Here is a 19,806-nt window from a genome sequence, read left to right as displayed (position 1 = left end):
ATTGCGAACAGTTGTAGTTTCACAATAGTTGTGTGAATGAAACTGTCGTCCGATCGCTGAGCGCTCGGCGCAAGGGCATCATCCTGGTGTCCTGCTGCCTGAGCCTGCTGATCGTGTCGATGGACGCGACGATCGTCAACGTCGCCATTCCCAACATCCGCGCCGACCTGCGGGCAACCGCGTCGCAGCTGCAGTGGGTCATCGACATCTACACCCTGGTGCTGGCCTCGCTGCTGTTGCTCTCCGGCGCGACCGCCGACCGCTTCGGGCGAAGGCGCACCTTTCAGATCGGGCTGACGGTGTTCGCGCTCGGCTCGCTGCTGTGCAGCCTGTCGCCCACCATCGAAGTCTTGATCCTTGCGCGCATGCTGCAGGCCGTCGGCGGCTCGATGCTGAACCCGGTTGCGATGTCGATCATCACGCAGGTGTTCACCGGCCGGGTCGAGCGCGCGCGGGCGATCGGCGTGTGGGGCGGCGTCGTCGGCATCTCGATGGCGCTCGGTCCTATGGTCGGCGGCCTGCTCATCGAACTGGTCAACTGGCGCGCGGTGTTCTGGATCAACCTGCCGATCTGCGCGCTCGCCATCGTGCTGACAGCCATCTTCGTGCCCGAGTCCCGGTCAGTAACCATGCGCGACGTCGATCCCGTCGGCCAGGGCCTTGGCATGGCGTTCTTGTTCGGTCTTGTCTACGTGCTGATCGAGGGCCCGGTGCGGGGCTGGGCCGACACCCGCATCGTCGTCGTCGCCGTCGTGGCCGCGCTGGCCTTCGCCGCGTTCCTGCGCTACGAGTCGCGCCGCCACGACCCGTTCATCGATCTGCGGTTCTTTCGCAGCATCCCGTTCGCGTCGGCGACGATGATCGCGGTGTGTGCCTTCGCCTCATGGGGCGCGTTCCTGTTCATGATCTCGCTGTACCTCCAGGTCGAACGTGGCTTCTCGGCCATGCGCACGGGCCTGCTGTATTTGCCCATAGCCGTTGGCGCGCTGGTCTTCTCGCCGCTTTCGGGCCGGTTGGTCGGGCGTTTCGGCGCACGTCCCTCGCTGCTGATCGCTGGCACGCTGATCACCGCGGCGACGCTGCTGCTCACTCGGCTGACCATCACCACCGCGGTATGGCAGCTGCTGGTGATCTTCTCGGTGTTCGGCATCGGTTTCTCGATGGTCAACGCGCCGATCACCAATGCGGCCGTCAGCGGCATGCCGACCGACCGCGCGGGCGCAGCCTCTGCGGTCGCTTCGACCAGCCGGCAGGTCGGCGTGAGTGTCGGTGTGGCGCTGTGCGGTTCGGTGCTGGGCTCGGCCTTGTCGACGACGGGCGCGGACTTCGCGGTTGCGGCGCGGCCGCTGTGGCTGGCGTGCGCGGGCCTCGGCGTCGTCATCCTCGTCATGGGCCTGTTCTCGACGTCGCAACGGGCATTGCGCTCCGCTGACCGACTGGCACCGTTGATCGCGGGGCCGAACGTTCGATACGAGGGTGCCGATGTCAAGTAATGCTCTGGCCGACGGGGTTTGGCGCGCAATGGCCGCTTTGGTGATCGACAACCGCGACGCGTGGAAGCGGGCGGTCATCGAACAGAGCGGCCTGCCGTTCAGCAGAATTCGCGTCCTCAAGCGGCTGAGCCGCCAACCGATGACGGTCAAGCAGCTGGCGCACGCCGCGACGATGGATGCGCCCGCGGCGACCGTCGCCGTCAACTACCTCGAGGACCGCGGGCTGGTGGTCCGCGAAACCGATCCCACCAACCGGCGGTGCAAGGTCGTCTCGTTGACCGACGCGGGCCGCGACGTGATCGCCAAGATAGACGCGGTCGAGGATCCGGCGCCCGATGCCCTGGCAGCTCTGGACCCTGCGCAGCTCAAGGCGCTGAAGAAGATCCTCGACCAGATTGGCGCGAAATAATCAGGCCATTTCACAGCCGGGCCTGCGTCTCGGCGGCACGATTGAGGCGTGGCGACACCGTGCGGAACCTGCGGCGCCGAGCCACGCGAGGGCGCCCGCTTCTGTGACGCCTGCGGTTCACCCGTCGCATCCATCGAAAGTCGCGCTGAATACAAGCAAGTGACGGTGCTCTTCGCCGATGTCGTTCATTCGATGGATATCGCGGCCACGCTGGGTGCCGAGCGGCTGCGGGAGATCATGGGTGAGCTCTTCAACCGGTGTTCTGCGATCGTCCACCGCTACGGCGGCACTGTCGACAAGTTCACCGGCGACGGCCTGATGGCCGTCTTCGGCGCACCCATTGCGCTGGAGGATCACGCGGTCCGCGCCTGTCGGGCGGCGCTGGACATTCAAAAGGACGTAAAGAGCCTCGACGATGAGGTCGAGCGTCGCGACCATGTGGTGTTGCAGCTGCGCATCGGGCTGAACTCGGGTGGCGTGATCACCGGCGAGATCGGCTCTGGCCCTTTGGCTTACACCGCCGTCGGCGAGCAGGTGGGCATGGCCCAGCGGATGGAGTCGGCGGCGCCGCCCGGTGGGGTGATGGTCAGCGAATCGACAGCGCGGTTGGTGGAGAACGCGACCATGCTGGGCGATCCCGAGCTTGTCCACATCAAGGGCGGCCACGAACCAGTGCCCGCACGCCGTCTGCTGGGCATCGCTTCGGGACGGCGTGCGACTCGAGTCGAGACAACGTTCGTCGGCAGGGACTGGGAGATGGCTGCACTGCGCGGACTTCTCGAACGGGCGGTCAACGGACGCGGATGTGTGGTCAGCCTCGTCGGTCCGCCGGGCATCGGTAAGACTCGCATGCTGCGCGAGATCTGCTCGTGTGCAACGGATATGGGCGTCGAGGTGGCCACGACGCTGTGCGAGTCACACACTGCCGACATCCCTTTTCACGCGGCGGGGGCTCTGCTGAGGGCGACGACCAACGCGCAGGGTTTGACCGACGATGCGGCGCGAGCGCAGATACGGGAACGCTTTTCAGGAGCTGAGGAAGAGGATCTGATCATCCTCGAAGATCTGCTTGGCATCGGCGATCCAGCAGCTGCGCTGCCCATGATGGATCCCGACGCCAGGCGACGCCGGATCGCCGCAATGGTGAACGCCGCGGCGCTTGCGAGGGATACGCCGACCGTCTACGTCATCGAGGACGCGCATTGGATCGACGACATCAGCGAGTCGATGCTCTCGGACTTCATCGCCGTCGTGCCGCGAACTCGGTCCCTTGTGCTGATCACATACCGCCCGGAATACAGTGGTGCGCTTACCCGTGCCCCTCGCATGCAGACCATTGCTCTTGAACCGCTCGACGATGCGCACATGTCGAAGCTCAGCACTGAGCTGCTGGGTGAGGACAGATCGGTGGCCGAGTTGGCCGATTTGGTCGCCGAGCGTGCCGGGGGCAACCCATTTTTCGCCGAGGAGATCGTGCGGGATCTGAGGGAGCGCGACGTGTTGATCGGCGGGCGCGGATGCTACCTGTGCGTCGAGCCGGCTCGAGATGTCAACGTGCCGAGCACATTGCAGGCCGTGATCGCCTCTCGCATCGACCGTCTGGACCCCGCGGCGAAGCGCGCACTCAACGCCGCGGCGGTGATCGGATCTCAGTTCGGGCCCGAAATGCTGGAGGCGCTGCAGATCGAACCGGCGCTGAGCGAGCTCGTCGCTGCCGAGCTGATCGATCAGACTGCGTTCGCGCCCCGGCCGCAGTTCGCGTTCCGGCATGGTCTGATCCGCGCCGTAGCGTACGAATCCCAACTCAAATCCGATCGTGCGCAGCTACATCGGCGGCTGGCGGAGACGATCGAACCCGACGATCAGAACGCCGCCCTCATCGCCGAGCATCTCGAGGCCGCCGGTGACCCCCGCGCAGCATACGAGTGGCACATGCGGGCAGGCGCGTGGTCGATCATTCGTGATATCACGGCGGCGCGAACAAGCTGGTCGCGCGCAAGGGACATCGCCGACGCGCTGCCAGCGGACGATCCGGATCGGCTGCGGATGCGCATTGCGCCTCGAACCCAGCTGTGTGCAACGACCTATCGGTCGGCTTCGAGTTTCGCCGATTCCGGATTCGGTGAGTTGCGAGATCTATGTTCGCAGGCCGACGATAAGCGGTCACTGGCAATGGGGATGCTCGGTGAGATGACCGAGCGGATGGCAAGAGGACGCGTTCGCGACGCCTCACGGCTGGCCACCGAGCACGAGGCGCTGCTGGAGGCGATAGGGGATTCCGACTTCATGGTCGGAATGTGCTTCGGGCCAATGGCAATCAAACAGGAAACCCGTGAGATGGACGACATCCTGCGCTGGTCGGAGCTCAACATCGCGCTGGCGAAAGGTGATCCGACAAAGGGAAATTTCCTGGTCGGCTCCCCGTTGGCTATTGCGCTGGCATTCCGTGGGGTGGCGCGATACCAGTTGGGAATCTCCGGGTGGCGTAACGACTTCGATGATGCCGCCGAGATGGCGCGCGGCATCGACCCGCTGACTTATGCCAGCGTCATTGTCTACAAGTACGCCGCGGCCGTCGGCAACGGGGTACTGCTTGCGGACGACGATGTCCTGGCCGAGCTCGATGAAATGCGACAGATCGCGGTCAACTTCGCCGACCACAATGCAGTTGGCCTGACTACGTACACGCTGGCGCTGGCCCTGCTCGAGGGGGCGTCTGACCGCGATCGCGCACTGAAGCTGCTGTCCGAGGTGCGCCAGATGTGCGAAAACGGAAGTTTCTTCAAGTCGGAACTGCCGCTCATCGCCCTCTGCACGGCCCGGGAGCAAGTCAGAGGCGGAGACTTCCGCGGGGTGGCCCAGGCAATGCAAACTGCGCTGGACGCCATCTATGACAACGAGCAGTACGCCTACTGCAGTGCCGCGACCAGGTTGTTCGTGGAAACCCTTCTGGAACAGGGCGATCGCGGTGCATTAGCACAGGCGGAAACCGCTGTTGACAGGTTGGCTGCCGCGCCGCTCGACGGTGTGGTGGTGCGCGACATCACCGTAATGCAATTGCGCGCTATGCTCGCCCGAGCGCGCGGCGACGAGGGGGCCTACGGCGATCTCAGGGACCGCTACCGCGACATGGCCACCGAACTCGGCTTCGAGGGCCACATGGCATGGGCAGCTGCGATGCCCTAGCTCTCCAGCACCGCCATCGCAGCGTTGTGACCGCCGATGCCCGACACCGCACCGCCCCGGCGAGAACCCGAGCCGCACAACATGATCCGGTCATGGGCGGTGGCCACGCCCCAGCGTTGTGCGGGCGTGTTCAAGGGCTCGTCGTCCTCAGCGAACGGCCACTGCAACGCACCGTGAAATATGTTGCCGCCCGTCATCCCCAGCGTCTGCTCCAGATCCAGCGTGGTCTTCGCCTCGATGCACGGCCGGCCCGCGGCATCCTCCATCAGAACATCGTGAATCGGCTCGGCCAGAACGGAATTCAACGAGTTCAACACCGCGGAGGTCAACGCTTCCCGCGCGCGGTCGGGGTCGCCGCCGACGACCAGGCTGTGCGGGGTGTGCAGGCCGAAAACCGTCAGCGTCTGCGCACCGGACTCCCGCAACCGATCCGACAAGATGCTCGGATCCGTCAGCGAATGGCAGTAGATCTCGCATGGCAGCGGATCGGGCACCACGCCGTGCTCGGCGCGCTGGTATGCGACGTCGAGTTGGCTGTATGTCTCGTTGATGTGGAACGTGCCGCCGAACGCCTGCTCGGGTGTGACGCTGTCGTCCCGCAGTCGCGGCAGTCGGCGAAGCATCAGGTTCACCTTCACCTGCGCGCCTGGCGTCAACGCCGGTTCGGATTCGCCAAGCAGTCGCGCCAGAACCACGGGCGTTACGTTGGCCAATACGACGTCGGCGTGCACGCTGTGTTCCTGGCCGTCGCGGCGGTAGTTCACTTCGCCGTCTTCAGCGAGTGCGTAAACATCTGCACCCGTGAGGATTTCGGCCCCGTGTCCTGCGGCCGACGCGGCCAGTGCGCCGGTGACGGCACCCATGCCGCCGACAGGGACGTCCCAGTCGCCGGTGCCGCCGCCGAGCAGGTGGTAGAGGAAGCACACGTTCTGCACCAGAGTCGGATCGTCGGTACTGGCGAAAGTGCCGATCAACGCATCGGTCGCCATCACGCCGCGCACCAGATCGTTGCCCACCGCCGCGGTGATCGCCTGCCCGATCGGCTCGTCGAACATGAACCGCCACGCGTCGTCGGCGCCCACGAGCTTGCGGGCTTCGTCGCGGGTGCGCAGCGGTTGCAACAACGTCGGCCACAGCCGGGATGTGACAGCGCGGCATCGCTGGTAGAACTGCGCGAACCCGGCTTCGTCGCCGGAAGCCCCGACCGCGCCGAACGTCGACGCGGGCCCGATCAACAGGCCGGTGCGGCCGGCCGTTGCCGGATCGGGGGTGTAGGAGGAGTAGCGCCTGCGGACCAACCGCACCCGCACGCCAAGCTCGTCGACGATGCGCTGCGGCAGCAGGCTGACCAGATACGAGTAGCGCGACAGCCGGGCGTCGACACCGTCGAAGGCATGCGCGGACACCGCCGCACCACCGACGTGGTCCAGCCTCTCGAGCACCTGCACACTGCGACCGGCGCGAGCCAGGTATGCAGCGGCGACCAGACCGTTGTGCCCGCCGCCGACGATCACGGCGTCGAAGTGCTGCTTCAGCTCAGGTAGCCCTCGACCTCATCGGCCGGTCGCACCTTGGCCTCGCGCGCGTCGCCGCCGGTCTCGCGCAGTGCTCTGCGCTGCCGCAGCAGGTCCCAGCACTGATCGAGTGCCACCTCGACCGCACGCAGTCGCTGATGTTCCTCGGACTCGTCGATCTGGTGGCTCTGCAGCTTGGCCCGTAGGTCCTGCTCCTCAGCCACGAGCTTGTTGACCTGCGCGAGAATGTCTTCATCTTTGGCCACGGATCCAGACTACGGTGAGTGCGGTGACTACCAAGCCAGAGATCGAGTTTCCCGACGGGCCTGCTCCTACGGACCTCGTCATCAGAGACATCGTCGTCGGCGACGGCGCGGAGGCCGTGCCAGGCGGCACCGTCGAGGTGCACTACGTCGGCGTCGAGTACGACTCCGGAGAAGAGTTCGACAGCTCGTGGAATCGCGGCGAGTCGATCGAGTTTCCGCTGCGCGGCCTGATCCAGGGCTGGCAGGACGGCATTCCCGGCATGAAGGTCGGCGGCCGTCGCCAGCTCACCATCCCGCCGGAACAGGCCTACGGTCCCTCCGGTGGCGGGCACCGCCTGTCGGGCAAGACTCTGATTTTCGTCATCGACCTGCTGGCCACCCGCTAGCGAGGCCCTGGCAGCCGCAGCAGCAGCCGGACGCCGCCAAGCGGGCTGTCCTCCAATGAGGCTGTGCCGCCGTGCAATTCGGCCTGCTGGGCGACCAGCGCCAGGCCAAGCCCCGAGCCGGAGACCGACGCCGTCGAGCCGCGCGAGAACCGCTCGAACACCAGTCGACGCTCTTCGGCTGGGATGCCGACGCCGTCGTCGTCGATCGCGATCTCAACGCCTTCGCGTGAACTGACCGCCGACAATTGCACCCGTGTCGCGCCACCGTGTTTGACCGCGTTGGCGATCGCGTTGTCGACGGCCAGCCGCAGCCCGGCCGGCAGCCCGACGATGATGACGGTCGGTGCAGGCACCAGAGAGACGTCCAGGTCCGGGTACACCCGCATCGCGTCGTGCGCGGCGCGGTCGAGCAGTTCGGTGATGTCGACGGGCACGTGGTCGTCGGAGGTCGACAGCTCGCCCTGCGCCAGCCGCTCCAGCGCCCCGAGGGTGGCCTCGATGCGGGACTGCGTGCGGATGACGTCGTTGACCACCTCTTTGCGCTGCTCTTCGGGAAGATCCAGCGTGGCAAGCACCTCGAGATTCGTCCGCATCGCGGTCAGCGGGGTGCGCAGTTCGTGGGCGGACACCGCGGAGAAGTCGCGGGCAGACGCGAGTGCCGCCTTGGTGCGGCCCTGCTCTTCCCAGATGCGGCCCAGCATGCCCTTGACGGCGTCGGCGATCTCGACGGCTTCGGTGGCGCCGCGCACTTCGATCTCGGGTGGTTCGTCGCCCGCATCGATCTGGCTCGTCTGTTGGGCCAGCCGTTTGAACGGGCGCACCGCGAAAGTGGCCAGCATCCAACCGAACACGGTCGACGCGACGATGGCCAAGAAGCAGATGATGATCACCCGCCGGTGCAGATTGTTCGTGTCGCCGATGGTCGCGTCGTAGGTGTCCCCGACCGCGACCGCCATCGGCTCCGGTGCCCGAATCTCCACGGTGCGGACGCGATACCGCACACCGTCGACAAAGGTGTCCTCGTAGCCGGCCGGCAGCTCAGGCAGCACGACATCCGAGTTGGACGACACCTGGCCGTTCTTGCGCACCGTGATGACGGCGTCCTGGTCGTTCGGCGACTTGGGAATCTCGTCGAGCCCGCGGGGGAGGAACGGGATCGCGAAGCCCGCGGCCTCGTCGAGCCTGCGGTCCAGCCGCTCCTTGCGGTCGTTGGTGATGCCGACCCACACCACGGTCCCGACGATGAGGACCGGAATCGCGGCGCCGATAGCTGTCGCGACCACCACTCGGGTTCGAAGCGAAGGCGTGCTGCGGAAGATCCGCGACAGCAGGTTCATGACCTATTGCGTCCTGAGCACAAACCCCACGCCGCGGACGGTGTGCAGCAGCCTCGGCGCGCCGCCGGCCTCCAGCTTGCGACGCAGATAACCGATGAACACGTCGACGACGTTGGTGTCGGCCGCGAAGTCGTAACCCCACACCAGCTCCAACAGCTGCGCGCGGGACAGCACCGCCGTCTTGTGCTCGGCGAGCACGGCGAGCAGGTCGAACTCGCGCTTGGTCAGGTCGACGTCGGCACCGTTGACGCGGGCACGCCTGCCGGGGATGTCGACCTCGAGCGGGCCCACCGTGATGGTCTCCGACGAGAACGTCGCGGTCGCACCACGCCGGCGCAGCAGCGCCTTGACCCGCGCGACCAGTTCGGCCAGCACAAACGGCTTGACCAGATAGTCGTCGGCGCCAGCCTCCAGGCCGGCCACCCTGTCGTCGACGGAACTGCGCGCCGACAGCACGCAGACCGGCACGTCGTTGTCCATCGCCCGCAGCGCCGTCACCACGCTGACGCCGTCGAGCACCGGCATGTTGATGTCCAGCACGATCGCGTCGGGCCGGGTCTCAGTGGCGCTGCGCAGCGCCTCGGCGCCGTCGACGGCCGTCGCCACATCGAATCCGGACAGCCGCAGCCCGCGTTCGAGCGACGCCAACACGTCGGGGTCGTCGTCCACCACAAGCACGCGGGGCGAAGCCGCTCCACTGTCCATGCCCGCAATCTTGCCTGAAGACCTGCCGCCGATGTGCCAGGTACCCAAGCGACGCGGTATCACCGTGGCTGCGGTCTTATCACCGCCGTGTCACGGCCGGCTGAACGTTCACGCGATAGCAAAGCGACGCTAATGCCCCGGTGCTAGCATCTGCGAAATCATGCTCCCGCTATCTCCGCGTCTGATTGTCGAGCCCGATGACGGCTTGGATCCGGTCCGCGAATTCATCAATTCCGCGCAAAATTCCCTTTTGATCAAGCAATTCACGTTCACCGAGCCGAGTTTGGTCGCCGCCGTCATTGACCGGAAGAACGCAGGCGTCGATGTGAGGGTGCAGCTCAATGCGGCACGATCAGGCGGCGATCGAGCCAATGATGAGACCTTCGAGCAATTTCAAAACGCCGGGATCGCGGTGCAGTGGGCCAACCCGAAGTTCTACGTGACCCACGAGAAATCGATTGTGGTCGACGAAAAAGTTGCGCTGGTCGCGACGTTCAATCTGATGGAAAAGTATTTCACGCTGACCCGCGACTACGGGGTAATCACCGATAACCCCTATCACGTCGCGCAGATCGTCGAAGTATTCAATGCCGACTGGGAGCATCGGGATTGGGACTGCTCGGCTTATGAGGGTCTGCTGTGGAGTAATTCGAATTCGCGCTATCACATGGCGCAATTCATCGACACGGCCACGGAGCGCCTGGATGTGCAGCACCCGAAGTACGTCGACGCGGTCATTATGGAGCGCCTCGCCGCCGCGGCCGATCGTGGCGTCAAGGTGCATGTGCTCTGCGGCGGTAAGCACGGCATCAGTGAATGGGACATTCTCGACACTTTCGCGTCGCTGCGGACGCTACGGCGCTTCGGCGTCAAGGTGCACAAACAAAAGAATCTGCGCGTGCACGCGAAGTTGATCATCGTCGACGGCCGACGGGCCCTGGTGGGGTCGATGAACATCGACCGTAGCGCCTTCGACCTGCGTCGCGAGCTCGGCATCATGACCGAGGACCCGGCCATCGTCGGGCGGCTGAAAGAGGTCTTCGACAGCGACTGGGACACCTCGCACCACTACGAAGCGCCGGACCCACTCGATCCGGCCCAGCACCACGAGGACGACTTCCCGCACGACCACGATCTGATGCATGAGTGATGTCGACGCGGGGCCCGTCAAGGTCTCGCTCTTCGAGCTCGCGTGGACGTTCAACCACATTGCGCTCGCATCGTTCGGCGGTGGGCTCTCGGCGTGGTCACGCGAAGTGCTCGTCGTCGAAAAGGAGTGGATGGGCGAGGCGGAGTTCCTGTCCGCGATGACGATGTGCCGGATCCTGCCTGGCGCCAATCAGGTGAACATGGCGGTGTTCGCCGGTTCGAAGATGCGGGGTTTGCCCGGCGCAGTGGCCGCGGTTGTCGGCCTCTGCCTTCTGCCCGTCGTTCTGATCATGGTGGCCGGCTTCTTCTACTTCCGGTTCAAGGAGATACCCGCGGTCAAGGGCGTCCTGCACGGCGCCTCGGCGGCCGCGGTGGCGTTGACGCTGGCGATGGTGATCCAAACTGGCCGCAAGTGCCTGACGGGGCTGATGCCGGTGCTGCTCTTCGCGGCGGCCTTCGTGCTGAACGGCCTTGTGCGATGGCCACTTCCGGTGGTGCTGGCCATCCTCGCGCCGGTCAGCCTGTTTTGGGCGTGGCCGAGGGAACGGCCCGCATGATCCACACCTACCTGCAAGTCGCGGGGTTGTTCGCGTCGCTTTCGCTGCTGTCGATCGGCGGCGGCAACGCGGTCCTTCCCGAGATGCATCTGCAGGCGGTCAAGGGTCACCACTGGATGACCGACAGCCAGTTCGCCGACATCTTCTCGATCTCGCAGACCGCGCCGGGGCCAAGCATTCTGATCGTGACGCTCGTCGGCTACGGGGCGGGACTGACGGTTGGCGGCGTTCCCGGTGCCATCGTCGGCGGGCTGATCGCGACGGTCGCGATGCTGTTGCCCGCCGCATCGCTGATGTACGCCGTCACGCTGTTCTGGAAGAAGGCTCAGCAATCGAAGTGGCGAATCGCTGTCGAGAAGGGCTTCGCGCCGCTGACCGTCGGCCTGATCATGGCCACGTCGCTGGTGATGAGCCGCGCCGCCGACCACGACTGGCGGGCATACACGCTGACAGCGATCTGCACCTTGATCTTCATCCGCACCAAGGCCAATCCGCTGCTCGTGGTTTTCGCTGCGGGCGTACTGGGGTACTTCGGCATCGTCTGAGGTGCGGGGAAGCCGTTGACCTCATCCATTGTTGAGGTTCTACGGTGATTTGATGACCTTTGAAACTGTGGCGCGGCAAAGTCTCTACCGCCAGGTCCGCGCGCGTGGCGGCGATTTGCGGTTGTTGGCCGACCGCCGGTTGGTGGGCCGCATCTGGCGCTTCGCGGGACGGCACCACCGCCGGCTTGGCGCCTTCGTCGCGGTCAGCGTCGTCGGCGCGTTGCTCGGTTTGGCGACGCCGCTGCTGGCGGGCAAGGTCATCGACGAGATCGGCCGAGGCGCGCTCGGCGCCGTCGTTGCGCTAGCCGGGGTGATCGCAGCGGTCGCCGTGGCTGAGACGGTCATATCGCTGGTGACCCGCTGGCTCTCCTCGACCATCGGCGAAGGTCTCATTCTCGACTTGCGGACCGCCGTTTTCGATCACGTGCAGCGGATGCCCATCGCGTTCTTCACCCGCACCAGGACCGGCGCTCTGGTGAGCCGACTCGGCAACGACGTGATGGGGGCACAACGCGCCTTCTCGGATACCTTCTCCGGAGTCGTCACCAACATCGTCACGCTGACGCTGACGCTTGTGGTCATGCTCAGCATCTCCTGGCAGGTCACCCTGCTGTCTTTGATCCTGATGCCGCTGTTCCTGATCCCCGCCCGCTGGATGGGTCGCAACATGGCGCAGCTGGCCCGCGAAGCCGCCGTCCACAACGCGACGATGAATACCCAGATGACCGAACGCTTTTCGGCTCCGGGCGCAACCCTGGTGAAGTTGTTCGGCAGCCCGGCAACGGAGTCGCGCGAGTTCGGGGCGCGGGCCGGGCGCGTACGCGACATCGGCGTGCGGACCGCGATGTTGCAGTCGGTCTTCATGAACTCGTTGACGCTGATGTCGGCACTGGCGCTGGCGCTGGTGTACGGGCTCGGCGGCGTGCTTGCGATCGGTGGACACCTTCAGACGGGTGCGATCGTCTCGCTGGCGCTACTGCTCACCCGGCTGTACTCACCGCTGACCGCCCTGGCCAACGCCCACGTCGAGATCGCAAGTGCGCTGGTCAGTTTCGAGCGGGTCTTCGAGGTGCTGGACCTGGTGCCGCTGATCCAGGAGAAGCCGGACGCGGTAGCTGTACCGGACGGACCCGTGACGGTGGAACTCGACGACGTGCGGTTCTCCTATCCGTCTGCCGAGGCAGTTTCGCTTGCTTCGCTTGAAGAGGTGGCCGTCTTGGACGACCGCGGCGGAGACGAAGTGCTACACGGCGTTTCGTTCACCGCGGAGCCGGGTCAGATGGTCGCCCTCGTCGGCTCGTCCGGCGCGGGCAAGTCGACCATCGCGTCGTTGTTCGGGCGGCTCTACGACGTCGACTCGGGTGCGGTACGCCTCAACGGCGTCGATGTCCGTGATGCCACGTTCGCCTCGCTGAAGGAAACCGTCGGCATGGTCACCCAGGACGGCCACCTGTTCCACGAGTCCATCCGCTCCAACCTGAAACTGGCCGCTCCGGACGCGACCGACGAAGAGCTTTGGTGTGCACTGGACCGGGCCCGCCTGGCCGACGTCGTGGCCGACATGCCCGACGGGTTGGACACCGTCGTCGGTGAGCGCGGGTACCGCTTGTCGGGCGGTCAACGGCAGCGGCTCACCATCGCCCGGCTACTGCTCGGCCGCTCGCGGGTGGTCGTCCTCGACGAGGCCACCGCATCGCTGGACTCGGCTTCGGAGGCCGCGGTCCAGCAGGCGTTGGCCGAGGCGTTGGCCGGTCGGACGTCCATCGTGATCGCCCATCGGCTCTCCACGATCCGTGCAGCCGACGTGATCCTGGTGGTCGAAGACGGCCGGATCGTCGAACGCGGCTCGCATGAGCAGCTGCTGCGCCGCGGAGGGCGGTACGCCGAGCTCTATCGGACGCAGTTCGGCACCAAAAAGGATCCCGAGGATGTCGTAGCGGCATGAGACCCTGGAACCGCTTTGACTGAATCGACCATAGATACGTTGCGCTCGGCGCCGGCGATCGCACGACCGCCGGCGCGTCAACGTACCGGTTCGGATCTGTGGCGCCTGATGCCCTATCTGCTGCCGTACCGCGCGCGGTGGATCGCGATGGTGCTCATCGCGCTGTCCAGCCTCGTTGCCACCGTGGCCATTCCGCTGATGACCAAGGCCGTCATCGACGGGCCGGTGGCCCACCGGGACCAGCACGGGCTGTGGATACTCGGCGCCGCCGCGATGGGCGTCGGCGTGTCGGAGGCTGTGCTGTGGTTCATCCGTCGGTGGTTGGTCGCCCGCGCCACCATGGGTGTCGAGGCCGACATCCGCAAGGACCTCTACGCGCGCCTGCAGATTCTGCCGATGTCGTTTCACGGCCGCTGGCAATCAGGTCAACTGCTGTCGCGAATCATGAACGACCTGAGCACCATTCGTCGATTCATGTCCTTCGGCATGCTGTTCCTGCTCCTGAACACCATCCAGATCGCCGTGGTGACGGCCATCCTGTTGGGGATGTACTGGCCGCTCGGCGTAGTCGTTGTGGTGTCAATTGTGCCGATCACGTTGACTGTCCTGCACTTTCAGCAGACCTACACCAAGCTTTCCCGGCTGGCGCAGGATCAGGCCGGCCACGTCGCAACACACGTCGAGGAGTCCGCTCTCGGTGTACGGGTGGTCAAGTCGTTCGGCCGTGAGGATTACACCTACGACAGGTTCGACAAGCAGTTGACCGACCTGTACGACACCCAGGTCGGCAGGGTGTCGGTATCCGCGAAGTTCTGGACCCTGCTGGAGGTCATCCCCAACCTGACCCTCATCGTCGTGCTCGGCTTCGGCGCGTATGCCGCGGGTCACGGCTACGTGACGATGGGCACGTTGGTCGCGTTCATCACGATGATGCTGTCGCTGGTGTGGCCCATCGCGTCGCTGGGCTTTCTGCTGTCGATGACGCAGGAGTCGTTCACCGCCGCCAACCGGATCGCCGAAATCTTCGACGCGCCACAGGAAATCACCGATGGCCCGTCGAATCGGACTCCTCGTGGCGGTCGGCTGGAACTGATCGACGTCGGCTTCCGCTTTCCCGACTCTCAGGACTGGGCGCTGCGACACGTCAACGCCACTGTCGAGCCAGGGGAGACGATGGCGCTGGTCGGTACGACGGGTTCGGGCAAGTCGGTGCTGGCCTCGCTGCTGTCCCGCCTCTACGACGTCACCGAGGGCGAGATCCGCATCGACGGCCAGGACATCCGCGAATTGACACTGCCGGCACTGCGGCAGGCGGTGGCCACCGCGTTCGAGGACCCGACCCTGTTCTCCATGTCGGTGGCCGAGAACCTTCGGCTCGGCAGATCCGCGGACAACCCAGCCACCGACGAACAGCTGGCGCAGGCCATCGAGGTGGCCGCCGCGGAGTTCGTCTACGACCTGCCGTTCGGGCTCGACACTCGCATCGGCGAGCAGGGCATGAGCCTGTCCGGCGGTCAGCGGCAACGGCTCTCGCTGGCGCGCGCCATCCTCGCCGCGCCCAAGATCCTCGTGCTCGACGACACGCTGTCCGCGCTCGATGTGCACACCGAGGCCGTCGTCGAGGAAGCGCTGCGCCGGGTGCTGCACTCGGTGACCGGCATCGTGGTCGCCCACCGGGCGTCGACGGTGCTGCTGGCCGACAAGGTGGCGCTGCTGAGCCGGGTCGATTCTGCCGGGGCAACCATCACCCACATCGGCACACACGCGCAGCTGCTGGCCACCGTGCCGCAGTATCGCTACCTGCTGGCCGCAGACGACGAACTCGACGACGGCGCTGAACGCAGTTGCGCATGGGAAGAAGACGAGGACCGCGGTCGGCTGGAGCACCTCGTGGAAGAGCACGAGCCGCGCGACTACGTCTCCTCGGAGGCTGAGCGCCGATGACCACTACCGAGTGGCGGGGCCGCCTCGACGAGGACAACGACGACAGCCTGCCGATCGACGAAAGCGTGCCGCGCCGCCGCGAAGCCCGGGCCCTGCTCTTTTCGCTGTTGCGCCCATACCAGGTGACGGTCGCGTTGCTTGCGATCGTCGTCGTGGTGGAAAACCTTGCCCGCCTTTCGGTTCCGATCCTTGTGCAACGCGGCATCGACCACGGCATCCCGCCGATCCTTGCCGGCGGCTCGGCACACACGCTGATGGTCGTCGTCGCGGTGCTGTGCGGGGTGGTGGTGATCCAGGCGACCAGCCGGATGTTCTTCCTGCAGCGCTCCGGTCGCATCGGCCAGAAGGTGCTGCTCGAGTTGCGCCGCCGGATATACCGGCACTTCCAGCGCTTGGACATCGCGTTCCACGAGCGTTACACGTCGGGGCGGGTGGTCAGCCGCTCCACCAACGACGTGGAGGCCATCCAGGACATGCTGGAGACGGGCTTCGACAGCCTGATCACCGCTGCGCTCACGCTGATCGGCACGGCCATTCTTCTTGTCACACTGGATGTTCGGCTTGGCCTGATGTGTCTGGCGGCGTTCCCGATTCTGGTGGCGCTGGTGTGGTGGTTCCGCAACGAGTCGGCCAAGACGTACCGCAGGGTTCGCGAGAGCGCGGCACTGGTGATCGTGCAGTTCGTCGAAACGATGACCGGCATCAAGGCGGTCCAGGCCTATCGGCGTGAGCCGCGCAACCAAGAGATCTTCGAAGACATCGCCGACCGCTACAAGACCGACAACGAGCGAACCTTCCGGTTGCTCGCGATCTTCATGCCCGGCGTGAAGCTGGTCGGCAACCTGACTACCGGTGTGGTGTTGCTCTACGGCGGCTATCGCGTGTTGCACGGTCAGATGACCATCGGCACCCTGGCCGCGTTCCTGCTGTATCTTCGGATGTTCTTCGAACCGATGCAGGAGATTTCGCAGTTCTTCAACACATTCCAGTCCGCCTCGTCGGCGCTGGAGAAACTGGCCGGTGTGCTCGCCCAGCGCCCCGGGATCAAGGATCCGGCGCATCCGGTGGCGCTCGGTAAGGTGCGCGGCGACGTCGTCTTCAACGACGTGAAGTTCTCCTATGTGCAGGACCGGTTGGTGCTGCCCGACCTGAGTTTCTCGGTGCCTGCGGGGCAGACGGTCGCGCTGGTGGGCACCACCGGCGCGGGCAAGACCACGATCGCCAAGCTGATCGCGCGGTTCTACGACCCGACGTCGGGTGCTGTGACGCTGGACGGCATTGACCTGAGGGATATTTCGCAGAGTGAGCTGCGACGCCACGTCGTGATGGTGACGCAGGAGAACTTCATGTTCGAGGGCACCGTCGCCGACAACATCCGGTTCGGTCGCCCCGATGCCACCGATGAGCAGGTCCGCTCAGCGGCGGCCGCCGTCGGCGCGGACCGATTCATCGAGGCGCTGCCCGACGGCTACGACACCGACGTCGCCAAGCGTGGCGGCCGGCTCTCGGCGGGGCAGCGGCAGTTGGTGGCCTTCGCGCGGGCCTTCCTCGCAGACCCTGCGGTGCTGATCCTCGACGAAGCCACGTCGTCGCTGGACATTCCGAGCGAGCGGATGGTGCAGCGGGCGCTGGAAACCGTGCTGGCCGACCGCACCGCTTTGGTGATTGCGCACCGCTTGTCGACGGTCGAGGTGGCCGACCGCGTGCTGGTGCTCGAGCACGGCCGCATTGTGGAAGACGGTGCACCCGAGCAGTTGATCGGCCGCACCGGCGGTCGGTATGCCGCACTGCATCGCGCGTGGGTGGAGTCGCTGGCCTAGCCATCTGCGATTTGTGTGCGTTCGGGAGCGCTCACGGCTCCATAACGCACACAAATCACGTGTTGGCCTGGGCCAGCAGTGTTTCCAGCTTGGCGTTGATCGCCGGCATCTGCGAATTCAACACCGAGATGATCTTTTCGCGGGCCCGCTCACTGACTGCGGCCGAAACATGGTGCAAGACGTTGAGCCGCGACGCGTCGACCCACGCCATCATGTCGGGGTCGGTGAACCACTGAAGCTGATTCTTGTTGAAGGCCAACATCATTCGCAACCAGTCGATGGGCTCGCGCGGATACGGCACCGGACCGCAGAACGCATTCCGTGTCTCGTCGTCGGGATAGGCCGCTTCGACGTGGGCGATGACGGCTGCGCTGAACGCGGGCTGACACGTGCGGACCGCCTGCAGCGATATGTGGCCGTCGCTGAACACCGGTGTCGGCTCTCGGTGAGCGAAACCGTCTGCGGTGCAGTCGATGTAAAGCGCTGACCCGTCGATGTCGCGGACGCCGCCTTCGAGCGTGATGCGGCCCGGCTGGATAGCCTGCACGTGGCCCATGCGGATGACGTCCTCGATGCGACGCAGTTCGGTGAGTTCGGCCTGCGACAGGATCGCGCAGCGATACATCGTCGGGTCGACGGATTCGTCGATGCGCATCAGGCAGCCCTTGGCCTCCAACCTTTCGAACAGATCGCCGAGCGACTCCGCCTCGACCACCGCCCCAAGCTGACTGGAGAAGTCGCGCAGCACGCGCTTGGCGAACTGCGAACCTGGCTGCACCGCAGCACGATCCAACACCCACGCATCCCGGGGCTTGATCCACGTCAACCGCTCCGGCGCGATGCCGTGCCGCAGCAGCCACAGGCAGGCGTCCATCGCGGTCTTGCCCGCGCCGACAATCACATAGCGGTCTTTGGGCTCGTGGATACGGGGCAACGAGTTGGGTGGCACGCAGTCAACGCCGTCGACGGCGTAGGACGGCGTACGCATCGACGGCACCACGATCTCCACGTGACTGGTCACGACGCGGCGCGCGGTCACCGTGATGTCCTGTCCGCCGAGCGTGCGCACTCGACCCTCGCCGAGGTATTCACTCATCGGCAGATAGGTCACCCGGCCCGAAGGCAGGAGATCCCGGCGCATCACCGCATCGAAGTACGCGCACACCTCGGCGCCGCTGGCCAACTCGTAGTACCCCGCGTTGAAACCATCCTGGTCGATGGCATCGCTGCCCAGTTCGCGCGAGTTGACGCCGTAGTACGCCGAGGGCTGATGCAGCCGGACGAACGGATAGGCGCGAGTCCAGTGACCGCCGGGCTGGTCATTGCGGTCGACCATGACGATCGTCGCATCACACTCGCTGACCAGCGTGTCGGCGAATGCCAGTCCCATCGCACCCGCGCCGACCACCAGGTAGTCGGCCTCGATCGTCCTCCCCATCTAGCGCACCGTAGCGAAGAACTTCCGCACGTCGTCGACGAACAGCTCAGGCTGCTCGAAAGCGGCGAAGTGCCCGCCGCGCGGCATGTCCGTCCAATGCGTGATGTGGTAGGCGGCCTCGCACCAATTGCGCGGCGCGCAGAGGATCTCCTTGGGGAATGCGGCGATGCCGGTCGGCAGCTCAACCTTTTTTCGTTTGGCACCACCGAAGACGCGGAAGCTTTCCCAATACAGCCGCGCCGATGACGCTCCAGACCCGGTCAGCCAATACAGCATCACGTTGTCCAGAAGCTCGTCCCGGGTCAGCACGTTCTCGGGATGACCGTCGCAGTCCATCCACGACCAGAATTTCTCGACGATCCATGCCAGCTGCCCGACAGGAGAGTCCACCAATGCGTAGCCGACGGTCTGCGGTCGGGTCGACTGTTGCTTGGCATAGCCGTTGTCCCACTTGCGGTAATGGTGGCCGCGCTCCAGGGCGCGCTTCTCCTCCTCGGTCGGGTTCTTCAGGTCGCCGATCGGCCGGGCCAGCGGTCCGTTCAGATGAATCCCCACGCAGCGTCCACCGTTTCGGCCGATCTGTGTGGTGACCGCTGCTCCCCAATCACCGCCCTGCGCGCCGTAGCGCTCGTAGCCGAGGCGGCCCATCAACGTCTCCCACGTCTGCGCGATCTTCTCGACGCCCCAGCCCGTGCTCGACGGTTTACCGGAGAAGCCGTATCCCGGCAGCGAGGGACACACGACGTCGAACCCCGCTGCGGTCAGCGGCTCGATCACCTTGTGGAACTCCACGACGGAGCCGGGCCAGCCGTGGGTGATCAGCAGCGGAAAGGCGTCCTCGACCGACGACCGCTGGTGAATGAAATGGATGTCGAGGCCTTCGATCTCGGTGGTGAAGTGGTCGAACCTGTTGAGCGCGGCTTCCTGTGCGCGCCAATCGTATTCGTTTGCCCAATAGTCGGCCAGCTCACGCGTATAGCTCAGTGGGATGCCCTGCGTCCAGTCGTCGACGCACTCGGCCTCCGGCCATCGTGTGCGGGCCAGCCTGTCCTTCAGGTCGGCCAGGTCGGCGTCGGGGACCGCGATGCGAAAGCGATTGATCTGGGCCATGC

Annotated in this window: 16 protein-coding genes; 10 read left to right on the top strand and 6 right to left on the bottom strand. The window is 65.5% G+C overall.

Going from position 1 to position 19,806, the window contains the following annotated elements:
• The first annotated feature begins 32 nt into the window (after positions 1–32).
• The 3 genes from GGC64_RS18635 to GGC64_RS18625 are packed head-to-tail and all read left to right on the top strand — an operon-like array spanning position 33 to position 5,088.
• The gene (locus GGC64_RS18635; protein WP_192724046.1) at positions 33–1,493 is read left to right on the top strand and encodes an MFS transporter; all 1,461 of its coding nucleotides are present in this window, start codon (positions 33–35) and stop codon (positions 1,491–1,493) included.
• On the top strand, positions 1,483–1,902 hold the full coding sequence (locus tag GGC64_RS18630; protein ID WP_192724045.1) for a MarR family winged helix-turn-helix transcriptional regulator: 420 nt from the start codon (positions 1,483–1,485) through the stop codon (positions 1,900–1,902). The genes GGC64_RS18635 and GGC64_RS18630 overlap by 11 nt, the downstream gene beginning before the upstream one ends.
• 48 nt (positions 1,903–1,950) lie before the next feature.
• The gene (locus GGC64_RS18625; RefSeq protein ID WP_192724044.1) at positions 1,951–5,088 is read left to right on the top strand and encodes an adenylate/guanylate cyclase domain-containing protein; all 3,138 of its coding nucleotides are present in this window, start codon (positions 1,951–1,953) and stop codon (positions 5,086–5,088) included.
• Here the strand turns inward: GGC64_RS18625 and GGC64_RS18620 are convergent.
• The gene (locus tag GGC64_RS18620; RefSeq protein WP_370582185.1) at positions 5,085–6,602 is read right to left on the bottom strand and encodes a phytoene desaturase family protein; all 1,518 of its coding nucleotides are present in this window, start codon (positions 6,600–6,602) and stop codon (positions 5,085–5,087) included. The two genes, GGC64_RS18625 and GGC64_RS18620, sit on opposite strands and share 4 nt — an antisense overlap.
• Positions 6,603–6,619: 17 nt before the next feature.
• Positions 6,620–6,868, bottom strand: coding sequence for a DUF2630 family protein (locus GGC64_RS18615; protein ID WP_192724043.1), 249 nt, complete (start codon positions 6,866–6,868; stop codon positions 6,620–6,622).
• A gap of 23 nt (positions 6,869–6,891) precedes the next feature.
• Here GGC64_RS18615 and GGC64_RS18610 point away from each other — a divergent pair, with 23 nt between their 5' ends.
• A complete protein-coding gene (locus tag GGC64_RS18610; protein ID WP_192724042.1) occupies positions 6,892–7,254 on the top strand; it encodes an FKBP-type peptidyl-prolyl cis-trans isomerase in 363 nt (120 codons plus the stop codon).
• On the opposite strand, the gene GGC64_RS18605 is transcribed toward GGC64_RS18610, so the two are convergent.
• Positions 7,251–8,591 carry a HAMP domain-containing sensor histidine kinase gene (locus GGC64_RS18605; RefSeq protein ID WP_192724041.1) on the bottom strand — a complete coding sequence of 447 codons (1,341 nt, stop codon included), beginning with the start codon at positions 8,589–8,591 and terminating at the stop codon, positions 7,251–7,253. The genes GGC64_RS18610 and GGC64_RS18605 overlap by 4 nt on opposite strands.
• 3 nt (positions 8,592–8,594) lie before the next feature.
• Positions 8,595–9,305 carry a two-component system response regulator PrrA gene (gene prrA, locus GGC64_RS18600; protein ID WP_192725168.1) on the bottom strand — a complete coding sequence of 237 codons (711 nt, stop codon included), beginning with the start codon at positions 9,303–9,305 and terminating at the stop codon, positions 8,595–8,597.
• A 151-nt stretch (positions 9,306–9,456) separates the two neighbouring features.
• Between prrA and GGC64_RS18595 the strand changes: the two genes are divergently transcribed.
• From GGC64_RS18595 to GGC64_RS18570, 6 genes are read left to right on the top strand one after another with little or no spacing between them, the layout of a single operon-like run.
• Positions 9,457–10,446, top strand: coding sequence for a phosphatidylserine/phosphatidylglycerophosphate/cardiolipin synthase family protein (locus GGC64_RS18595; RefSeq protein WP_192724040.1), 990 nt, complete (start codon positions 9,457–9,459; stop codon positions 10,444–10,446).
• On the top strand, positions 10,439–11,002 hold the full coding sequence (locus GGC64_RS18590) for a chromate transporter (RefSeq protein WP_192724039.1): 564 nt from the start codon (positions 10,439–10,441) through the stop codon (positions 11,000–11,002). Before GGC64_RS18595 ends, GGC64_RS18590 begins: the two co-directional genes overlap by 8 nt.
• Positions 10,999–11,547 (top strand): chromate transporter, encoded by a 549-nt coding sequence (locus GGC64_RS18585; protein WP_192725167.1) that lies wholly within the window; start codon positions 10,999–11,001, stop codon positions 11,545–11,547. Before GGC64_RS18590 ends, GGC64_RS18585 begins: the two co-directional genes overlap by 4 nt.
• Positions 11,548–11,599: 52 nt before the next feature.
• Positions 11,600–13,492 (top strand): ABC transporter ATP-binding protein, encoded by a 1,893-nt coding sequence (locus tag GGC64_RS18580; protein WP_192724038.1) that lies wholly within the window; start codon positions 11,600–11,602, stop codon positions 13,490–13,492.
• Positions 13,493–13,507: 15 nt separating this feature from the next.
• Positions 13,508–15,436: an ABC transporter ATP-binding protein gene (locus GGC64_RS18575; protein ID WP_192724037.1), complete on the top strand. Its 1,929-nt coding sequence runs from the start codon at positions 13,508–13,510 to the stop codon at positions 15,434–15,436.
• Positions 15,433–17,256 (top strand): ABC transporter ATP-binding protein, encoded by a 1,824-nt coding sequence (locus tag GGC64_RS18570; protein WP_192724036.1) that lies wholly within the window; start codon positions 15,433–15,435, stop codon positions 17,254–17,256. Before GGC64_RS18575 ends, GGC64_RS18570 begins: the two co-directional genes overlap by 4 nt.
• A 55-nt stretch (positions 17,257–17,311) precedes the next feature.
• On the opposite strand, the gene GGC64_RS18565 is transcribed toward GGC64_RS18570, so the two are convergent.
• Together GGC64_RS18565 and GGC64_RS18560 are read right to left on the bottom strand one after the other, a co-directional pair.
• On the bottom strand, positions 17,312–18,694 hold the full coding sequence (locus GGC64_RS18565) for an NAD(P)-binding protein (RefSeq protein ID WP_192724035.1): 1,383 nt from the start codon (positions 18,692–18,694) through the stop codon (positions 17,312–17,314).
• Positions 18,695–19,804 (bottom strand): epoxide hydrolase family protein, encoded by a 1,110-nt coding sequence (locus GGC64_RS18560; protein WP_192724034.1) that lies wholly within the window; start codon positions 19,802–19,804, stop codon positions 18,695–18,697.
• Positions 19,805–19,806 lie beyond the last annotated feature (2 nt).

Source organism: Mycobacterium sp. OAS707 (assembly GCF_014873705.1).
Classification (GTDB): domain Bacteria; phylum Actinomycetota; class Actinomycetes; order Mycobacteriales; family Mycobacteriaceae; genus Mycobacterium.
The sequence above is the reverse complement of the archived record's forward strand: the minus strand, read 5'-3'. Positions and strand labels throughout refer to the sequence as shown.